14 protein-coding genes and 1 riboswitch are annotated in these 19,684 nt (G+C 59.8%); of the genes, 11 read left to right on the forward strand and 3 right to left on the reverse strand.

Annotated elements, in window-relative coordinates; translation table 11 throughout:
- Positions 1-78: 78 nt before the first annotated feature.
- The 4 genes from sgrR to thiQ all read left to right on the forward strand — a co-directional run bounded on the left by sgrR (position 79) and on the right by thiQ (position 5,153).
- Positions 79-1,734, forward strand: coding sequence for an HTH-type transcriptional regulator SgrR (gene sgrR, locus M8318_RS05700; protein WP_262661321.1), 1,656 nt, complete (start codon positions 79-81; stop codon positions 1,732-1,734).
- 36 nt (positions 1,735-1,770) lie between these two features.
- Positions 1,771-1,870, forward strand: a riboswitch (TPP riboswitch).
- A gap of 34 nt (positions 1,871-1,904) precedes the next feature.
- Entirely contained in the window at positions 1,905-2,888 is a 984-nt protein-coding gene (gene thiB, locus M8318_RS05705) for a thiamine ABC transporter substrate binding subunit (protein WP_262661322.1), read from the forward strand.
- Entirely contained in the window at positions 2,864-4,474 is a 1,611-nt protein-coding gene (gene thiP / locus M8318_RS05710) for a thiamine/thiamine pyrophosphate ABC transporter permease ThiP (RefSeq protein ID WP_262661324.1), read from the forward strand. Before thiB ends, thiP begins: the two co-directional genes overlap by 25 nt.
- The gene (gene thiQ, locus M8318_RS05715; RefSeq protein ID WP_262661325.1) at positions 4,458-5,153 is read left to right on the forward strand and encodes a thiamine ABC transporter ATP-binding protein ThiQ; all 696 of its coding nucleotides are present in this window, start codon (positions 4,458-4,460) and stop codon (positions 5,151-5,153) included. The genes thiP and thiQ overlap by 17 nt, the downstream gene beginning before the upstream one ends.
- A gap of 6 nt (positions 5,154-5,159) precedes the next feature.
- Here thiQ and M8318_RS05720 read toward each other — a convergent pair whose 3' ends face one another.
- The gene (locus tag M8318_RS05720) at positions 5,160-5,927 is read right to left on the reverse strand and encodes a DedA family protein (protein ID WP_262661326.1); all 768 of its coding nucleotides are present in this window, start codon (positions 5,925-5,927) and stop codon (positions 5,160-5,162) included.
- 242 nt (positions 5,928-6,169) lie between these two features.
- Here M8318_RS05720 and M8318_RS05725 point away from each other — a divergent pair, with 242 nt between their 5' ends.
- A complete protein-coding gene (locus M8318_RS05725) occupies positions 6,170-7,300 on the forward strand; it encodes an RNA-guided endonuclease InsQ/TnpB family protein (RefSeq protein WP_262661327.1) in 1,131 nt (376 codons plus the stop codon).
- 55 nt (positions 7,301-7,355) lie between these two features.
- On the opposite strand, the gene araC is transcribed toward M8318_RS05725, so the two are convergent.
- Positions 7,356-8,201, reverse strand: a complete 846-nt coding sequence (gene araC, locus M8318_RS05730) for an arabinose operon transcriptional regulator AraC (protein ID WP_262661328.1) — start codon at positions 8,199-8,201, stop codon at positions 7,356-7,358.
- A gap of 336 nt (positions 8,202-8,537) precedes the next feature.
- On the opposite strand from araC, the gene araB reads away from it, so the two are divergent.
- From araB to rluA, 6 genes are all read left to right on the forward strand, one after another.
- Complete coding sequence (gene araB / locus M8318_RS05735; RefSeq protein ID WP_262661330.1) at positions 8,538-10,247, forward strand: ribulokinase; 1,710 nt, start codon at positions 8,538-8,540, stop codon at positions 10,245-10,247.
- A gap of 10 nt (positions 10,248-10,257) precedes the next feature.
- Positions 10,258-11,760 (forward strand): L-arabinose isomerase, encoded by a 1,503-nt coding sequence (gene araA, locus M8318_RS05740; protein ID WP_262661332.1) that lies wholly within the window; start codon positions 10,258-10,260, stop codon positions 11,758-11,760.
- A gap of 51 nt (positions 11,761-11,811) precedes the next feature.
- The gene (gene araD, locus M8318_RS05745; protein WP_262661333.1) at positions 11,812-12,507 is read left to right on the forward strand and encodes an L-ribulose-5-phosphate 4-epimerase; all 696 of its coding nucleotides are present in this window, start codon (positions 11,812-11,814) and stop codon (positions 12,505-12,507) included.
- Positions 12,508-12,662: 155 nt separating this feature from the next.
- Complete coding sequence (gene polB, locus M8318_RS05750) at positions 12,663-15,020, forward strand: DNA polymerase II (RefSeq protein ID WP_262661335.1); 2,358 nt, start codon at positions 12,663-12,665, stop codon at positions 15,018-15,020.
- A 129-nt stretch (positions 15,021-15,149) separates the two neighbouring features.
- The gene (rapA, locus tag M8318_RS05755; protein WP_262661337.1) at positions 15,150-18,056 is read left to right on the forward strand and encodes an RNA polymerase-associated protein RapA; all 2,907 of its coding nucleotides are present in this window, start codon (positions 15,150-15,152) and stop codon (positions 18,054-18,056) included.
- 12 nt (positions 18,057-18,068) lie between these two features.
- Positions 18,069-18,728 carry a bifunctional tRNA pseudouridine(32) synthase/23S rRNA pseudouridine(746) synthase RluA gene (rluA, locus tag M8318_RS05760; RefSeq protein WP_225759592.1) on the forward strand — a complete coding sequence of 220 codons (660 nt, stop codon included), beginning with the start codon at positions 18,069-18,071 and terminating at the stop codon, positions 18,726-18,728.
- 40 nt (positions 18,729-18,768) lie between these two features.
- Here the strand turns inward: rluA and djlA are convergent, their stop codons facing one another.
- Positions 18,769-19,587 carry a co-chaperone DjlA gene (gene djlA, locus M8318_RS05765; protein WP_142488203.1) on the reverse strand — a complete coding sequence of 273 codons (819 nt, stop codon included), beginning with the start codon at positions 19,585-19,587 and terminating at the stop codon, positions 18,769-18,771.
- Positions 19,588-19,684: the final 97 nt, after the last annotated feature.

Raw genomic sequence — 19,684 nt, forward strand, 5'->3', positions numbered from 1 at the left:
CTCGCTTCATCGAAGAAGATTATTGGCCTAATATAGGGATTAATAAATTGCTGATTTTTTGTCAGGAGTTCCTCTTTTATGCCCTCTGGTCGTCTGCAACAACAATTCATCCGCCTGTGGCAGTGCTGTGACGGCCAACCCCAGGAGACCACGCTCAGCGAGCTGGCCGAGCTGCTCAACTGTTCGCGCCGTCATATGCGCACCTTGCTTAACACCATGCAGCAACAGGGCTGGCTGAGCTGGGAGGCAGAAGCCGGGCGCGGCAAACGTTCCCGCCTCACCTTCCTCTACACCGGTCTGGCCCTGCAGCAGCAGCGGGCGGAAGATCTGCTCGAGCAGGATCGCATCGAGCAACTGGTGCAGCTGGTGGGTGACAAGGCCGCGGTACGCCAGATGCTGGTCTCCCACCTGGGCCGTAGCTTTCGCCAGGGCAGGCATATCCTGCGGGTGCTCTACTATCGCCCGATGAAAAACCTGTTGCCGGGCAGCGCACTACGACGCTCCGAAACCCATATGGCACGGCAGATCTTTAGCGGCCTGACGCGCATAAATGAGGAAAACGGGGAACTGGAAGCCGATATTGCTCACCACTGGCAGCAACTTTCCCCGTTGCACTGGCGCTTTTTCTTGCGGCCCGGCATCCATTTTCATCATGGACGTGAGCTGGAGATGGCCGACGTCATTGCCACCCTGCAGCGCGCCCGCGAGCTGCCCCTCTATTCACACATTACCCGGGTCCAGTCCCCCACCGCCTGGACCCTGGATATTCAGCTCTCGCAGCCCGACCGCTGGCTGCCGTGGTTGCTGGGATATGTGCCGTCGATGATCCTGCCCCGCGAGTGGGAATCGATGCACAACTTTGCCAGCCAGCCGGTGGGCACCGGGCCCTACGCTGTCTCCCGAAACAACAATAATCAGCTGAAGATCCGCGCCTTCGATGACTACTTTGGCTACCGGGCGCTGATTGATGAGGTCAACGTCTGGGTCCTGCCGGATATCAACGAAGAGCTGAGCGTCGGCCTGACGCTGGAAGGGCCCACCGAGGGGGAGAAAGCGGTGGAGAGCCGGCTTGAGGAGGGCTGTTACTATCTGCTGTTCGACGCCCGCGCCCACCGCGGCGCCAGCGCTGAGGTGCGTCAGTGGGTAAGCCGGATCCTCTCCCCGGCCAACCTGATCTACCAGGCCGAGGAGGTATATCAATCCTACTGGTTCCCGGCGTATGGCCTGCTGCCGCGCTGGCACCACGCCCGCCCGGGACGCGGCGACAAACCGGCCGGGCTGGAGAGCCTCACCCTCACCTTCTACCGCGAACATATCGAACACCGGGTGATCGCCAGAATGATGAGCGAACTGCTGGCCGCCGAGCAGGTGACGTTAAATATTCAGGAAGTCAGCTATGAGGAGTGGCATCGCGGCGAGACGGTGAGCGATATCTGGCTCAACAGCGTCAACTTCACCCTGCCCCTCGACTTCTCGCTGTTCTCGCATCTGTATGAAGTCCCGCTCCTGCAGCACTGTATTCCCCGCGACTGGCAGCAGGACGCCGCCCAGTGGCGGGCAGGCGAGATGAATCTTGCCGTCTGGTGCCAGCAGCTGCTGTCCCAGCAGGCGATCGTCCCGTTGATCCACCACTGGCTGATGATCCAGGGGCAGCGCAGTATGCGCGGCTTGCGCATGAACACCCTGGGCTGGTTTGACTTTAAATCAGCGTGGTTTGCACCGCCGGAACCTTAACACTTTCGTAATATTCACCAAATCATTACAATACCGTCGTTCTCAACGGGGTGCTGCGCGCAAGCGTGTGCTGAGAAAATACCCGTCGAACCTGATCCGGATAACGCCGGCGAAGGGATTTGAGGCTGTCGCTCAAAATCCTTTGCCACTCTCACATACAGAGGTGCAAAGTGTTCAAAACTGTTCTTCCCCTGCTGGCGCTGATTGCGCTGCCTGCCGTTGCCAGTCCTGTCCTGACGGTCTACACCTACGACTCCTTCGCCGCCGACTGGGGCCCAGGCCCGGCGGTCAAAAAAGCCTTCGAAGCCGACTGCAACTGCGAGCTGAAATTCGTGGCGCTGGAAGATGGCGTCTCGCTGCTCAACCGTCTGCGGATGGAAGGCAAGAACAGCAAAGCCGACGTGGTGCTGGGGCTGGATAACAACCTGCTGGAAGCGGCCACGCAAACGGGCTTGTTCGCCAAAAGCGGCGTGGCGACCGATGCGGTTAAGGTTCCCGGCGGCTGGAAGAACGACACCTTTGTGCCCTTCGACTATGGCTACTTCGCCTTCGTGTATGACAAAAACAAGCTGAAAAACCCGCCGAAGAGCCTGAAAGAGCTGGTTGAGAGCGACCAGAAATGGCGCGTGATCTACGAAGATCCGCGCACCAGCACGCCGGGGCTGGGTCTGCTGCTGTGGATGCAAAAAGTGTACGGGGACAAGACCCCGGAAGCCTGGCAGAAACTGGCCGCCAAAACCGTTACCGTCACCAAAGGCTGGAGCGAGGCCTACGGGCTGTTCCTGAAAGGCGAAAGCGACCTGGTGCTGAGCTACACCACCTCTCCGGCATACCACATTATTTCGGAGAAAAAAGAGAACTACGCCGCCGCTGATTTTGCCGAAGGTCACTACCTGCAGGTTGAAGTCGCCGCCCGGACCTATGCCAGCAAACAGCCGGAACTGGCGGAGAAGTTCCTGAAATTTATGGTCTCCCCGTCGTTCCAGAATACGATCCCAACCGGCAACTGGATGTATCCGGTGACTGACGTCGCTTTACCGGCCGGTTTCGACAGCCTGGCCAAACCGCAAACCGCGCTGGAATACTCTCCGCAAGAAGTGGCCGGGAAACGTGCCGCCTGGGTCAGTGAATGGCAACGCGCCGTCAGCCGCTGATCGCCGGCTGGTTACTCCCGGGGCTGATCGCCGCCATCCTGATGGTGACCGTCGCCCTGGGGGCATTTCTGGCGCTGTGGTTTAACGCGCCAGCCACCGACGTCACGGCGCTGCTGCACGACAGCTATCTGTGGCACGTCATCCGCTTCTCGTTCTGGCAGGCATTTCTTTCCGCCCTGCTCTCCGTGGTACCCGCTATTTTCCTTGCCCGCGCCCTCTACCGGCGGCGCTTCCCCGGACGGCAGGCGCTGCTGCGCCTGTGCGCCATGACCCTGATCCTGCCGGTGCTGGTGGCGATATTCGGCATCCTCAGCGTCTACGGGCGTCAGGGCTGGCTTGCCGCGCTCTGTCAGACCCTCGGGCTGGAGTGGACCTTCTCCCCTTATGGCCTGCAGGGCATCCTGCTGGCGCACATCTTTTTCAACATGCCGATGGCGACGCGGCTGCTGCTGCAGGCGCTGGAGAATATCCCTGGCGAGCAGCGCCAGCTCGCCGCTCAGCTCGGGATGCGCGGCTGGTCCTTTTTCCGCTTCGTGGAGTGGCCGTGGCTGCGCCGTCAAATTCCGCCCGTTGCCGCGCTGATTTTTATGCTCTGCTTTGCCAGCTTCGCCACCGTGCTCTCGCTGGGCGGCGGGCCACAGGCCACCACCATTGAGCTCGCCATCTATCAGGCCCTGAGCTACGACTACGATCCGGGCCGCGCGGCGCTGCTGGCGATAGTACAGATGGTCTGCTGCCTGGGGCTGGTGATGCTAAGCCAGCGGCTGGGTAAAGCCATCGCCGTGGGCAGCAGCCAGCTTACCGGCTGGCGCGATCCGCAGGACAGCCTGCGCAGCCGTCTGACCGATGGCCTGCTTATCACTCTCGCTCTGCTGCTGTTACTCCCGCCGCTGCTGGCGGTAGTGGTGGATGGCCTGAATCTAAACCTGCTGTCGGTGCTGCAACAGCCAGTGCTGTGGCAGGCGCTCGGCACCTCGCTGCGCATTGCGCTTGGGGCGGGTTTGCTCTGTGTGGTGCTGACCATGATGCTGCTGTGGACCAGCCGGGAGCTGTATGCCCGTCAGGCAAGGGTGGCCGGACAAGCGCTGGATCTCAGTGGGATGCTGATCCTGGCGATGCCCGGCATTGTGCTGGCGAGCGGGTTTTTCCTGCTGTTCAATAGCACTATCGGCCTGCCGGAATCCGCCGATGGCATCGTTATTTTTACCAATGCCCTGATGGCCATTCCGTATGCGCTGAAGGTGCTGGAAAACCCGATGCGCGATCTCAGCGCCCGTTACACCCTGCTCTGCGATTCGCTGGGCATGCACGGCTGGCAGCGGCTGAGGGTGGTAGAACTCCGCGCCCTGAAACGCCCCCTGGCGCAGGCGTTGGCTTTTGCCTGCGTGCTGTCGATCGGTGATTTCGGGGTAGTGGCGCTGTTTGGCAATGATGATTTCCGCACCCTGCCGTTCTGGCTGTATCAGCAGATTGGCTCGTATCGCAGCCAGGACGGTGCCGTCACGGCGCTGCTGCTGTTGCTGCTGTGCTTTGCGTTATTTACCGTTATAGAAAAACTCCCGGGGCGTGATGCTAACACTCACTGATGTAACCTGGCTTTATCAGCATCTGCCGATGCGCTTCACTTTGTCCGTGCGCCATGGCGAAATGATCGCCGTGCTCGGCCCCAGCGGGGCGGGGAAAAGCACGCTGCTCAATCTGGTGGCCGGTTTTCTGCAACCGGCCAACGGCCGCATCACCATTGAGGGACAGGATCATACCCACACGCCCCCTGCTGCGCGCCCGGTGTCGATGCTGTTTCAGGAAAACAACCTCTTTACCCACCTGACCGTGCGCCAGAATATCGGCCTCGGCATGCATCCGGGCCTCCGGCTGAACGCCGGACAACAGCAGAAGCTGAGTGATATCGCGGCCCAGATGGGGATTGACGATCTGCTGGAGCGGCTGCCGGGCGAGCTTTCGGGGGGGCAGCGTCAGCGCGTTGCTCTCGCCCGCTGTCTGGTACGCGAGCAGCCGATCCTGCTGCTGGATGAGCCCTTTTCGGCGCTCGATCCGGCGTTACGTCAGGAGATGCTGCTGCTGGTCAAAGAGGTATGCGAACGCCAGAACCTGACGATGCTGATGGTGTCCCACAGCGTGGAAGATGCGCTTAAAATCGCTCATCGGTCGGTGGTGATTGCCGATGGCCGTATCGCCTGGGACGGCGATACGGAACAGCTGGTGAGCGGCAAGGCCAGCGCGTCGCGCCTGCTGGGGATCCACTGACGATGGTCAGCGGCTGACGACCTTCAATAAAATCTCACCGTAAACCGGCATCAGCGGGTGGCGAATCAAGGCCACCAGCGCTACTACGGCAATCCCCAGGGTGACGGGTGCCAGCCAGAATAAGCGCCCGCGCGGCAAATAGTGACTCAGACGATCCGCGGAGGCTCTTCCGCTGCGCCACAGTCGCCAGCAGAGCCATGCCGCCAGCCACAGCAGCAGCGCGGTCGCCAGCAGCAGCCACTTAAAGCCGCCGCTCTGCACCCCGGCAGGAATATCGATGGCCGCCCCGGCCAGAATGCCCGGCAGGAAGTAGATCGGTGGCCAGAACAGGCAGCCCAGCAGGTTCGGCACGATGAACTTGGTCACCGGTAGATCCAGCATCCCCGCCACCATCGGCACCAGCGGACGCGTCGGGCCGACAAAGCGGCCCACCAGAATGGTAAACATGCTGTGCTGATGCAGGGCGTGCTCGGTTTTATCAAGCAGGGCTTTGTTCTTCTTCATGAACGACCAGCGGTGGAGCGGTTTTTTAAAGCGCCAGCCCAGCCAGAATGAGATCCAGTCCCCCAGCAGACACCCGACGATCCCCGCCAGCCACGCCTGCCAGAAGTTCACTTCGCCGCTGCCGATCAGCGCGCCGAGCCCGCTCATCATCACCGTGCCGGGCAAAATCAGTCCGACCAGCGCCAGGGATTCAAGAAAGGCCACTAACGCCACAGCGATAAGCGAGTAAGTAACGGACTGGGTAATGAAATGTTCCAGCAATGCCTGCATAACAGTTCCGGTCAGGTGGCGAAGCAGGGATTCTGCGAACAGAGGCCTGCTGCGTCAAGACAACAATTGTCTGAATAGTTTACCGGGTGTGAACGGCATTCAGCGAATATGTTTAGTTTTATTTACCGTTGAAGCGCGTAAAGCCTCGCCCAATCGGGCGGAGATAAAAGCGCGGTATCTGCGTAACACTCGTTGACCTCCGTCAATATGGCTTACAAGTTTCAGCGTATTTTGTAAGCCATATGAAACGCGCCTATAAATACCGGTTCTATCCAACATCCGATCAGGTTGAGCTACTGGCTCAAACGTTCGGGTGCGTGCGTTTTGTCTACAATTCAATCCTCCGCTGGCGCACTGACGCGTACTACGAACGGCAGGAGAAAATCGGCTATCCTCAGGCCGATAAGCGACTGACAGCCCTGAAAGCCATGCCGGAATATGCTTTCCTGCGCGATGTTTCAGCCGTGCCGCTCCAGCAAGCGATACGCCACCAGCAGGACGCGTTCAAGAATTTCTTCGCCGGACGTGCCGCATACCCGGCATTCAAAAGTAAGCGCCATAAACAGGCCGCTACCTTCATGAATACGGCGTTTAAATACCGTGATGGCAAGTTGTACATGGCAAAGAGCGCCGCGCCGCTGGACGTGCGCTGGAGCCGTGAGCTGCCGTCTTCGCCATCATCCATTACCATCACCCGCGATGCTGCCGGGCGATACTTCGTTTCCTGTCTCTGCGAATTTGAACCTGCATCACTGCCGATCACCGCTTCCATGGTCGGCATTGATGTTGGTTTAAAAGATTTGTTCGTCACTGATACCGGATTCAGGTCCGGCAATCCCCGCCATACCGCTAAATACGCGGCACGCCTGGCGCTACTCCAGCGCCGGTTAAGCAAAAAGGCCAGAGGCTCAAAGAACCGCGCCAGAGCCCGCTTAAAGGTGGCCCGGCTCCACGCGAAAATTGCCGATTGCCGGATGGATGCCCTGCACAAGACCACCCGCAAACTCATTAACGATAATCAAGTTGTTTGCGTCGAATCCCTCAAAGTGAAGAACATGATCCGCAACCCGTCACTGTCCAGAGCGATAGCAGACGCGAGCTGGAGCGAACTTGTGCGCCAGCTCCAGTACAAAGGCGAGTGGGCGGGGCGGTCAGTGGTCGCCATTGACCCGTTTTTCCCGTCCTCAAAACGCTGTAGCTGCTGCGGCTTCACCATGCAAAAAATGCCTCTTGATGTTCGTAAATGGCACTGCCCTGAATGCGGCGCAGACCATGATCGTGACGTTAACGCGGCCCGTAATATCAAAGCTGCCGGGCTGGCAGTGTTAGCCCATGGAGAGCCAGTAAATCCTGAATCGCATAAAGCGGCTTAGGTTCGGCTCAGTGAAGTGGGAATCCTCGCCCTTCAGGGCGGGGAGCAGTCAACTTCTATTCACAGCCTGCGCGGAATTCGCTCGGGCTGGCCCCGGTACATTTTTTGAACACCCGGGAGAAATAGAGCTGATCCTCAAAACCGACGTTGCGTCCGACGGTGGCAATCGGCATCCGGGTGGTGCTGAGCAGCAGCTTGGCCTGGCTGATGCGCTGATCCTCGCGCCAGCTCAGGACACTCACCCCCAGCTGCTGGCGGAACAGATGTGACAGACGCGACGGCGACAGGCAGACGTGCTGGGCGACGCTGGCGATATCAAACTGGCTGTCCGCCAGATGATCGCTGATGTACTGGCAGGCTTCGCGCACCCGGTGATCCAGCGGCGGGTTCAGGGATTCGTTGATCGCCTCCATCCGGCGCAGCAGGAGCTGCTCCAGCAGGTTGATCGCCAGCAGTTCGGCATAGCGCCCTCCCGCCTGCCCGGCCTCGATGATCTGGGCAAAGAGCTCACGAAACTGCGGTTGATGAACCTCATCCGGGCGATAAAAACCGGTATGGGCAAACATCGCCGGCCAGGCCAGCCACTCATGCCAGTAGGCGCGGGGGCGGAAGTAGACCCACTGGTGATACCATTCCCTGGCGTCAGGATGGCGACCGTAGTGGTGAATCTCCCCCGGCGGGAAGAGCAAAATATCCCCCGGACGGCAGACGAAGGTCTGGTCGCCATTTTTGATTACCCCCTCCCCGCGCACGGTCAGGTTGAGGATATAGCCCTTCATCCCCAGCGGTCGGTCAACGTAAAAATCGAGATAGCCGTCGGCCTCGATGGGCGTCAGCCCCGCCACCAGATGCGCGTTAAACGAGTAGCCCGGCAGCAGGGGATCACTTTGCGTTTCAGCCATATTGTCTGTACTCCTGACGGTCCTGAAGGAAACCATTTGTCCATATCAACAAAAGCGGCATAAAAACGGGCCAGCCAAAGAACGAAAAGGTATCAGCCCGCTTTTAGGTCCGCCATCTTAACGCTTCCGTTGCAATTTAACCGTAACATCGAGCGGGTCGGCAGTAACAAAAGTGTCTATAACCACGGCAGAAATGTCCACATCGATTATTTGCACGGCGTCACACTTTCCCATGTCACAGCAAAATCATCCATAAGATTAGCGGATCCTGCCTGACGATTTTCCCCCTCACTCTCTAATGTTCATGCATATCTGTTTTTTTGATGGAGCAACACCATGGCAATTGCGATTGGCCTCGATTTTGGCAGTGACTCAGTACGCGCCCTGGCAGTGGAGTGCACAACGGGTCAGGAGATAGCGACCAGCGTTGAGTGGTACCCACGCTGGCAGGAGGGGCGCTTCTGCGATGCGCCGAACAATCAGTTCCGCCACCACCCGCGCGACTACATCGAGTCGATGGAAGCGGCGATCAAAACCGTGCTGGCAGAGTTAAGCGAAGCACAGCGCAGCCAGATCGTCGGTATCGGCGTGGACAGCACCGGCTCCACCCCGGCCCCGATTGACGCCGACGGCCACGTGCTGGCCCTGCGTCCGGAGTTTGCCGACAACCCGAACGCCATGTTCGTGCTGTGGAAAGACCATACCGCGGTGGAAGAAGCCGAAGCCATCACCCGTTTGTGCCATCAGCCTGGCAAAAGCGACTACTCCCGCTACATCGGCGGCATCTACTCCAGCGAATGGTTCTGGGCAAAGATCCTGCACGTTACCCGTGAGGATCAGCGCGTTGCCGAGGCGGCGGTATCGTGGATTGAGCTGTGCGACTGGGTTCCGGCCCTGCTCTCCGGCACCACGCGCCCGCAGGATATCCGTCGCGGCCGCTGCAGCGCCGGACATAAATCCCTCTGGCATGAAAGCTGGGGTGGCCTGCCACCTGCCGCCTTCTTTGACGAACTCGACCCGATCATCAACCAGAACCTCGACTACCCGCTGTTTACCGACACCTGGACCGCCGATATCCCGGTGGGGACCCTCTGCGCCGAGTGGGCAGAACGCCTTGGCCTGCCGCAGCAGGTGGCGATTTCTGGCGGGGCATTTGACTGCCATATGGGCGCGGTGGGTGCGGGCGCTCAGCCAAATACGCTGGTGAAAGTGATCGGCACCTCCACCTGCGACATTCTGACCGCCGACAAAGCCAGCGTCGGCGACCGCGCCGTGAAAGGCATCTGCGGCCAGGTGGACGGCAGCGTGGTACCTGACTTTATTGGCCTCGAGGCGGGCCAGTCCGCCTTCGGCGACATCTACGCCTGGTTTGGCCGCGTGCTGGGCTGGCCGCTGGATCAGCTGGCAGTTGCACACCCGGAACTGAAAACCCAGATTGACGCCAGCAAGAAACAAATTCTGCCGCAGCTCACCGAAGCCTGGGCCAAAAATCCGTCGCTGGAGCATCTCCCGGTGGTGCTCGACTGGTTTAACGGTCGCCGCACGCCGAATGCCAACCAGCGTCTGAAAGGCGTTATCACCGACCTGAACCTCGCCACCGACGCTCCGGCGCTGTTCGGCGGGCTGGTGGCCGCCACCGCTTTTGGCGCACGCGCCATCATGGAGTGCTTCACCGAGCAGGGGATCGCCGTTAATGAGGTGATGGCCCTGGGCGGTATCGCCCGTAAGAACCCGGTGATCATGCAGGCCTGCTGCGACGTGCTGAACCGTCCGCTGCAGATTGTCGCCTCGGATCAGTGCTGTGCTCTGGGCGCGGCGATCTTCGCTGCGGTCGCGGCGGGGGTCCATGCCGACATCCCGACGGCGCAGCAGCATATGGCGAGCCAGGTGGAAAGCACCCTGCAGCCGCGCCCACAACAGGCGCAACGTTTTGAACAACTTTATCAGCGCTACCAGCAGTGGGCGAAGAGCGCTGAGCAGCACTATCTCCCTGTCGCCGCCCCGGTTAAGAGCATCCCGGAATCTACGGCAACCCTGACACATTAAGGACACGATAATGACGATTTTTAATAATTATGAAGTGTGGTTTGTGATTGGTAGTCAGCATCTTTACGGGCCGGAAGCCCTGCGCCAGGTGACTCAGCACGCAGAACATGTGGTCAACGCCCTGAATGCGGAAGCAAAACTGCCGTGCAAACTGGTGCTCAAGCCGCTGGGCACCTCGCCGGATGAAATCACCCATATTTGCCGCGACGCCAACTACGACGACAAATGCGCCGGCCTGGTGGTGTGGCTGCACACCTTCTCCCCGGCCAAGATGTGGATCAACGGCCTCACCATCCTCAACAAACCGCTGCTGCAGTTCCATACCCAGTTCAACGCGGCGCTGCCGTGGGACAGCATCGACATGGACTTTATGAACCTGAACCAGACCGCGCACGGCGGCCGCGAGTTCGGCTTCATCGGCGCGCGTATGCGTCAGCAGCATGCGGTAGTGACCGGCCACTGGCAGGATAAACAGGCCCACCAGCGTATCGGCTCGTGGATGCGCCAGGCGGTATCGAAGCAGGATACCCGTCAGCTGAAAGTGGCGCGCTTCGGCGACAACATGCGCGAAGTGGCGGTGACCGATGGCGATAAAGTCGCCGCGCAGATCAAATTTGGTTTCTCCGTCAATACCTGGGCGGTGGGCGATCTGGTGCAGGTCGTCAATGAGGTCAGCGATGGCGATGTGAATGCGCTGGTGGATGAATATGAAAGCAGCTACCGCCTGACGGCGGCGGCACAGGTGAATGGTGACAGACGCCAGAACGTGCTGGATGCAGCGCGCATCGAGCTGGGCATGAAGCGCTTCCTCGAACAGGGCGGCTTCCATGCCTTTACCACTACCTTTGAAGATCTTCACGGCTTGAAGCAGCTCCCGGGCCTGGCGGTACAACGTCTGATGCAGCAGGGCTACGGCTTTGCCGGGGAAGGCGACTGGAAAACTGCCGCTCTGCTACGCATCATGAAAGTGATGTCGACCGGTCTGCAGGGCGGCACCTCCTTTATGGAGGACTACACCTACCACTTCGAGAACGGCAACGATCTGGTGCTGGGCTCGCACATGCTGGAAGTCTGCCCGTCGATCGCCGTGGACGAAAAACCGATCCTCGACGTTCAGCAACTCGGCATCGGCGGCAAAGCCGATCCGGCCCGTCTGATCTTTAATACCCGCACCGGTCCGGCAATTAACGCCAGCCTGATCGATCTGGGGGATCGTTTCCGCCTGCTGGTTAACTGCGTAGACGCGGTGGAAACCCCGCACGCCCTGCCGAAACTGCCGGTGGCCAACGCCCTGTGGAAAGCCCAGCCGGATCTGGCGACCGCGTCCGAAGCCTGGATCGTGGCAGGCGGGGCCCACCATACCGTCTTCAGCCATGCGCTGGATCTCAACGACATGCGTCAGTTCGCGGAGCTGCACGACATCGAGCTGACCGTGATTGATAACGACACCCGGATGCCGGCGTTCAAAGACGCCCTGCGCTGGAACGAAGTCTATTACGGTTCAAAACGTTAACAGGGGAACCTTTGGCCTGCCGCAGGGCGGGCCTTTTTTCCTGGAGGATACATGCTGGAAGATCTCAAACGTCAGGTGCTTGAAGCCAACCTGGCCCTGCCGGAACACAATCTTGTCACCCTGACCTGGGGCAACGTCAGCGCGGTCGACCGCGACGCTGGCGTATTCGTTATTAAACCGTCCGGCGTCGACTATCGGGTGATGACCGCCGAGGATATGGTGGTGGTGAGCATCGCTACCGGTGAAGTGGTGGAAGGAACGAAAAAGCCCTCCTCCGATACGCCGACCCATCGCCTGCTGTATCAGGCCTTCCCGTCGATTGGCGGCATCGTCCACACTCACTCCCGTCACGCGACCATCTGGGCGCAGGCCGGGCAACCGATCCCGGCGACCGGCACCACCCACGCCGACTATTTCTATGGCACCATCCCCTGCACCCGCAAGATGACCGACGCCGAGATCAACGGTGAATACGAGTGGGAAACCGGGAACGTGATCGTCGAAACCTTCGAGAAACAGGGGATCGACGCCGCGCAGATGCCGGGGGTGCTGGTTCACTCCCACGGCCCGTTCGCATGGGGCAAAAATGCCGAAGACGCGGTGCACAACGCCATCGTGCTGGAAGAGGTGGCCTATATGGGCATCTTCTGCCGCCAGCTGGCACCGGAGCTCCCGGATATGCAGCAGACCCTGCTGGATAAACATTACCTGCGTAAGCACGGCGCGAAAGCCTATTACGGGCAGTAAAACCCGCCCGGTGGCGCTACGCTTACCGGGCCTACAGGTCCCGTAGGCCGGTTAAGCGCAGCGCCATCCGGCAAAAACACCCCTGTATAAAACCCCAGCAACACCCCCGCAACCAGGCTATACTCACGCCTGGTTTTGTCTTATGAGAGAACGGCGTGGCGCAGGCGCAAGAAGGCTTTTTACTGACCCGACACTGGCGGGATACCCCGCAGGGTACCGAAGTGGAATTCTGGCTGGCGACCGATAACGGTCCGCTGCACATCACCCTGCCGCCGCAGGAGTCCGTGGCCTTTATTCCTGAGCCTGACGTCGAAAAAACCAAACAGCTGCTGCGCGGTGAAAGCGGCTGGCGGCTGACCCCCCTTGAACTAAAAGATTTCCAGCGTCGCCCGGTCTACGGCCTCTACTGCCGCGCCCATCGTCAGCAGATGCGCTATGAAAAACTGCTGCGCGAGGCGGGCGTGACGCTGTACGAAGCCGACGTTCGTCCCCCGGAACGCTTTCTGATGGAGCGCTTTATCACCGCCCCGGTCTGGGTGGACGGGACGCCTCAGGGCGATCGGCTGAACAATGCCCGCCTCAAACCCAACCCACACTATCGCCCGCCGCTGAAATGGGCCTCGGTGGATATTGAAACCACCCGCCACGGCGAGCTGTACTGCATCGGCATTGAGGGCTGCGGCCAGCGGGTGGTCTATATGCTCGGTCCGGCCAACGGCGATGCTTCCGGCCTCGATTTTGAGCTTATCTACGTCAACAGCCGCCCGCAGCTGCTTGAGAAGCTTAACGCCTGGTTTGCACAGCACGATCCGGACGTGATCATCGGCTGGAACGTGGTGCAGTTCGACCTGCGGGTGTTGCAAAAACACGCCGAGCGCTACCGCATCCCCTTGCTGCTCGGGCGCGGCAACAGCGAGCTGGAGTGGCGCGAGCACGGCTTTAAAAATGGCGTCTTCTTTGCCCAGGCGAATGGGCGGCTGATCATTGACGGCATCGAGGCGCTTAAGTCAGCATTCTGGAGCTTTTCGTCATTTTCGCTGGAGTCGGTATCGCAGGAGCTACTCGGAGAAGGTAAGTCCATCGACAACCCCTGGGACAGGATGGACGAAATCGACCGCCGCTTCGCCGAAGATAAACCGGCCCTGGCGACCTATAACCTGAAAGACTGCGAGCTGGTGACGCGGATTTTTCACAAAACCGAGATCATGCCGTTCCTGCTGGAGCGCGCCACGGTCAATGGCCTCGCCGCCGACCGGCACGGCGGCTCAGTAGCCGCCTTCAGCCATCTCTATTTCCCACGCATGCACCGGGCGGGTTATGTGGCCCCGAATCTCGGCGACGTACCGCCTCAGGCCAGCCCCGGCGGCTATGTCATGGACTCCCGCCCCGGCCTGTACGACTCGGTGCTGGTACTGGATTACAAAAGCCTCTATCCGTCGATCATCCGCACCTTTCTGATTGATCCGGTCGGGCTGGTGGAAGGCCTGGCCCAGCCGGATGAACAGCACAGCACCGAAGGCTTCCTCGGGGCGCGTTTCTCCCGGGAAAAACACTGCCTGCCGGAGATTGTCAGCCAGATCTGGCACGGGCGTGAAGAGGCCAAGCGCCACGGCAACAAGCCGCTCTCCCAGGCGCTGAAGATCATCATGAACGCCTTTTACGGCGTGCTCGGCACCAGCGCCTGCCGCTTCTTCGATCCGCGCCTGGCGTCGTCGATCACCATGCGTGGCCACGAGATCATGCGTCAGACCAAAGTGCTGGTGGAATCCCGGGGCTATGACGTGATCTATGGCGATACCGACTCGACCTTCGTCTGGCTCAAGGGCGCGCACAGCGAAGCGGAGGCGGCCGCCATTGGCCAGGCGCTGGTGACCTACGTGAACGACTGGTGGCGGGCCCATCTGCAACAGGCGGGCCTAACCAGCGCCCTTGAGCTGGAGTATGAAACCCACTTCTGCCGCTTTTTAATGCCCACTATCCGCGGCACCGATCAGGGCAGTAAAAAGCGCTACGCCGGGCTTATCCAGGAGGGAGAAAAGCAGCGGATGGTGTTTAAAGGGCTGGAGACCGTGCGCACCGACTGGACGCCGCTGGCGCAGCACTTCCAGCAGGCGCTGTATCTGAAAATCTTCCGGCGCGAGCCCTATCAGGAGTTTGTCCGCGAGACCATCGCCAGCCTGATGGCGGGTGAACTGGATAACCAGCTTATCTACCGCAAACGCCTGCGCCGCCCGCTGGCGGAGTATCAGCGTAACGTGCCGCCGCACGTTCGCGCCGCCCGGCTTGCCGATGAGGAGAACGTCCGTCTCGGGCGGGCACCGCAGTACCAGAACCGCGGCACCATCAAATATGTCTGGACTACCAGCGGGCCTGAGCCTGTGGATTATCAGCGCGCTCCTCTTGACTATGAACACTACCTGACGCGGCAGCTGCAGCCCGTGGCAGACGGAATTTTACCTTTTATGGACGATGACTTTGCTACACTGATGACAGGTCAGTTGGGGCTATTTTGACAGGTGACGAAATCGCTGCCATCCAGTACCATAGCGCCCTTTCCATTCCCGGACCCATTATTCGATTACCGTCATTTCTGATCGGTGGTTGAACTATTGCCTGCAATTAAAGATTAGAGCCGAACAAATATGCCTTTTACACTTGGTCAACGCTGGATCAGCGACACAGAAAGCGAACTTGGGTTAGGAACTGTGGTAGCGCTGGATACGCGGATGGTGACTCTCCTGTTCCCCGCCACCGGTGAAAACCGTCTGTATGCTCGCAATGATTCCCCTGTTACCCGCGTGATGTTCAACCCGGGCGACACCGTTACCAGCCATGAAGGCTGGCAGCTGAAGATTGAAGACGTAAAAGAAGAGAATGGACTGCTCGCCTATATCGGGACTCGCCTCGATACCGACGAAACCGACGTGATGCTGCGTGAAGTGCTGCTCGACAGCAAACTGGTCTTCAGCAAGCCGCAGGATCGCCTGTTCGCCGGTCAGATTGACCGTATGGATCGCTTCTCGCTGCGCTACCGCGCGCGTAAGTTCCAGAGTGAGCAGTACCGTATGCCGTGGAGCGGCCTGCGCGGCCAGCGCACCAGCCTGATCCCCCACCAGTTAAACATCGCCCATGATGTCGGCCGTCGCTATGCGCCGCGCGTCCTGCTGGCGGATGAAGTGGGCTTAGGTAAAACCATCGAAGCGGGCATGATTTTGCATCAACAGCTGCTCTCCGGCGCGGCCGAGCGCGTGCTGATTGTGGTGCCGGAAACCCTGCAGCACCAGTGGCTGGTGGAGATGCTGCGCCGCTTTAACCTGCGTTTCTCCCTGTTCGATGACGAACGCTACGCCGAAGCCCAGCACGATGCCGATAACCCGTTCGAAACCGAACAGCTGGTGATCTGCTCCCTGGACTTTGTTCGCCGCAGCAAGCAGCGCCTCGAGCACCTGTGTGATGCCGAGTGGGACATCATGGTGGTCGACGAAGCCCACCACCTGGTGTGGAGCGAAGAGGCCCCGAGCCGTGAGTACATGGCCATCGAACAACTGGCCGAACGCGTGCCGGGCGTGCTGCTGCTGACCGCTACCCCGGAGCAGCTGGGTCTGGAGAGCCACTTTGCGCGTCTGCGCCTGCTGGATCCCAACCGCTTCCACGACTTTGAGCTGTTCGTCGAAGAGCAGAAAAATTACCGCCCGGTCGCCGATGCGGTGGCCCTGCTGCTGGCGGGCAAGCACCTCTCCAACGAGGAACTCAACACCCTCAGCGACCTGATTGGCGAACAGGATATCGAGCCGTTACTGCAGGCTGCCAACAGCGACCGTGACGGTGCCGACGCCGCGCGTCAGGAGCTGGTCTCCATGCTGATGGATCGCCACGGCACCAGCCGCGTCCTGTTCCGTAATACCCGTAATGGGGTGAAAGGCTTCCCGAAACGTGAGCTGCATACTATTCGACTGCCGCTGCCAACCCAGTACCAGACGGCGATCAAGGTCTCCGGCATCATGGGTGCGCGTAAAACGGCAGAAGAACGCGCCCGGGACATGCTCTATCCGGAGCAGATTTATCAGGAATTTGAAGGCGACAGCGGTACCTGGTGGAACTTTGACCCGCGCGTGGAGTGGCTGATGGGCTACCTGACCGCCAACCGCTCGCAGAAGGTGCTGGTCATCTGCGCCAAAGCCGCCACTGCGCTGCAGCTGGAGCAGGTTCTGCGCGAGCGGGAAGGTATCCGCGCGGCGGTGTTCCATGAAGGCATGTCGATTATTGAACGCGACCGCGCTGCGGCGTGGTTCTCCGAAGAGGACAGCGGTGCCCAGGTGCTGCTCTGCTCCGAAATCGGCTCCGAAGGGCGTAACTTCCAGTTCGCCAGCCGTCTGGTGATGTTCGATCTGCCTTTCAACCCGGATCTGCTGGAGCAGCGTATCGGTCGTCTGGATCGTATTGGTCAGGCGCACGACATTCAGATCCACGTCCCGTATCTGGAAAAAACTGCCCAGTCGGTACTGGTGCGCTGGTTCCACGAAGGGCTGGATGCGTTTGAACATACCTGCCCGACCGGCCGTACCATTTACGACAGCGTGCATAGCGAGCTGACCGCCTACCTGGCGACGCCGGAAAATACCGACGGCTTTGACGATCTGATCAAAACCTGTCGCGAGCAACACGACGCGCTGAAAATCCAGCTGGAACAGGGCCGTGACCGTCTGCTGGAGATCCACTCCAACGGCGGCGAAAAAGCCCAGGTGCTGGCAGAGAGCATCGAAGAGCAGGATGACGATACCAGCCTGATCAGCTTCGCCATGAACCTGTTTGATATCGTGGGTATCAACCAGGACGATCGTGGCGAGAACATGATTGTGCTGACCCCGTCGGATCATATGCTGGTTCCGGACTTCCCGGGCCTGCCGGAAGATGGCTGCACCATCACCTTTGAGCGTGATGTGGCGCTCTCCCGCGAAGACGCCCAGTTCATCACCTGGGAGCATCCGCTGATCCGCAACGGTCTGGATCTGATCCTCTCCGGCGATACCGGTAGCAGCACCATTTCGCTGCTGAAGAACAAGGCACTGCCGGTGGGAACGCTGTTGGTAGAGCTGATCTACGTGGTGGAAGCCCAGGCACCGAAACAGCTGCAACTCAGCCGCTTCCTGCCTGCCACGCCGGTGCGTCTGCTGCTGGATAAAAACGGCACCAACCTGGCGGCGCAGGTTGAGTTTGAGAGCTTCAACCGTCAGCTGAGCGCAGTGAACCGCCACACCGGCAGCAAGCTGGTGAATGCGGTTCAGCAGGATGTGCACGCCATTCTCCAGCTGGGTGAATCCCAGATTGAGAAAGCGGCGCGTGCCCTGATTGACGCGGCGCGCAGCGAAGCGGATGAAAAACTGTCGGCGGAGCTGTCGCGTCTGGAAGCCCTGCGCGCGGTGAACCCGAACATTCGTGACGATGAACTGGCGGCGATTGAGAGCAATCGTCAGCAGGTGCTTGAGAGCCTGAATCAGGCAGGATGGCGTCTGGATGCGCTGCGTCTCATCGTTGTGACGCATCAGTAAGCGGAGCGCAACATGTTGATGGAACCCTACAATCCGCCGCAGGATCCGTGGCTGGTCATTCTCTATCAGGATGAGCACATTATGGTGGTCAACAAGCCGAGCGGCCTGTTGTCCGTGCCGGGCAGGCTGGACGATCACAAGGACAGCGTCATGACGCGCGTTCAGCGCGATCATCCGCAGGCGGAGTCTGTGCATCGTCTGGACATGGCAACCAGCGGGGTGATTGTGGTCGCGCTGACCAAGGCGGCAGAGCGCGAGCTGAAGCGTCAGTTTCGTGAGCGCGAGCCGAAGAAGCAGTACCTGGCGCGCGTCTGGGGACATCCACAACCGGCGGAAGGTCTGGTTGACCTGCCGCTGATCTGCGACTGGCCGAACCGACCGATGCAGAAGGTCTGCTACGAGACCGGCAAGGCGGCGCAAACCGAGTATGAAGTGCTGGAGTACGCGGCGGATAACAGCGCCCGCGTACTGTTAAAACCGATTACCGGGCGCTCGCATCAGCTGCGTGTGCATATGCTGGCATTGGGTCACCCGATTCTTGGGGATCGCTTTTACGCCACGCCGGAAGCCCGGGCCATGGCGCCGCGTCTGCAGCTGCATGCGGAGATGCTGACCATCACCCACCCGGAATACGGTACGCCGATGACCTTTAAGGCCCCGGCGGATTTCTGATGTTTTGCCCGGCGGTGCTTCGTCTGCCGGGCAACTCTCTTTACTTAAATCCCTTCTGCTCTTTGATGAGCTCGTACGCTTTCTGAATTTCCTGCGCTTTTTGCTTCGCCATCTCCATCATTTCCGGCGGTAAACCTTTCGCCACCAGCTTATCCGGATGGTGTTCGCTCATCAGCTTACGATAGGCGCGCTTAATGGTCGTTGGCTCATCGGTCGGCTTCACGCCCAGCACGTTACAGGCATCTTCCAGGGTCGGCCCACGCTGCGCCTGCTGCCAGCCGCCACCGCCCGCCTGCTGTTGCTGATAGCCGTCGCCAAACTGCGCCCCGCCCTGCATCATGCGCAGGAACTGATCGAACTGGGTACGGGAAATGCCCAGCTCTTCGGCAATGACATACAGCACCGCGCGTTCGTTCGGGTGGAGCGAGCCGTCAGCAAAGGCTGCCTGGATCTGAATCTCCAGAAACATCCGAATTAAGTCGAAGCGTCCGAAGCAGATGCTGCGAAACTGACGCATTTTTTCGCGCAGGGGATAGTTATCCGCCTTGCCGATGCGAAATGCGTGTTGCGCCGCGGCCCGCGAGTCGCCGTGCAGGTTCATGCGGTCCATAAACTGGCTGGCGATATGGATGTCGGCTTCGGTCACCCGCCCCTTGGATTTGGTCAGATGGCCCATTACCTCAAACGTCGTGGCAAAAAAAAGTGCCTGACGTTCACGCTGGTTGGCAAACCAGGCCATCTTACGACTTCGAGCTTTATCAAACATATGGCCGATAATCAGGCCCAGAACGATACCCCAGAAGCCCGCGCCCATCAGTAAAGCGAACGCCACGCCGATAATTTTTCCCCAATACTGCATATACTCCCCAAATGGTGATGTATTTGATCCCGCGAACGCCATCATTCCGGTGGCCTGGCCACGGTCAATTGAAGGACATCGCCTATAATTTGCATTA

The sequence above is a fragment of the Leclercia tamurae genome, from assembly GCF_025566055.1.
GTDB lineage: Bacteria > Pseudomonadota > Gammaproteobacteria > Enterobacterales > Enterobacteriaceae > Enterobacter > Enterobacter tamurae.

Coding starts and splice junctions, on each gene's coding strand:
- M8318_RS05720 (WP_262661326.1), bottom strand. CDS start 5,927: ATGCAGGCATTGCTGGAACATTTCATTACCCAGTCCGTTACTTACTCG.
- araA (WP_262661332.1), top strand. CDS start 10,258: ATGACGATTTTTAATAATTATGAAGTGTGGTTTGTGATTGGTAGTCAG.
- rluA (WP_225759592.1), top strand. CDS start 18,069: ATGTTGATGGAACCCTACAATCCGCCGCAGGATCCGTGGCTGGTCATT.
- araB (WP_262661330.1), top strand. CDS start 8,538: ATGGCAATTGCGATTGGCCTCGATTTTGGCAGTGACTCAGTACGCGCC.
- thiP (WP_262661324.1), top strand. CDS start 2,864: ATGGCAACGCGCCGTCAGCCGCTGATCGCCGGCTGGTTACTCCCGGGG.
- M8318_RS05725 (WP_262661327.1), top strand. CDS start 6,170: ATGAAACGCGCCTATAAATACCGGTTCTATCCAACATCCGATCAGGTT.
- sgrR (WP_262661321.1), top strand. CDS start 79: ATGCCCTCTGGTCGTCTGCAACAACAATTCATCCGCCTGTGGCAGTGC.
- rapA (WP_262661337.1), top strand. CDS start 15,150: ATGCCTTTTACACTTGGTCAACGCTGGATCAGCGACACAGAAAGCGAA.
- thiQ (WP_262661325.1), top strand. CDS start 4,458: ATGCTAACACTCACTGATGTAACCTGGCTTTATCAGCATCTGCCGATG.
- araC (WP_262661328.1), bottom strand. CDS start 8,201: ATGGCTGAAACGCAAAGTGATCCCCTGCTGCCGGGCTACTCGTTTAAC.
- araD (WP_262661333.1), top strand. CDS start 11,812: ATGCTGGAAGATCTCAAACGTCAGGTGCTTGAAGCCAACCTGGCCCTG.
- djlA (WP_142488203.1), bottom strand. CDS start 19,587: ATGCAGTATTGGGGAAAAATTATCGGCGTGGCGTTCGCTTTACTGATG.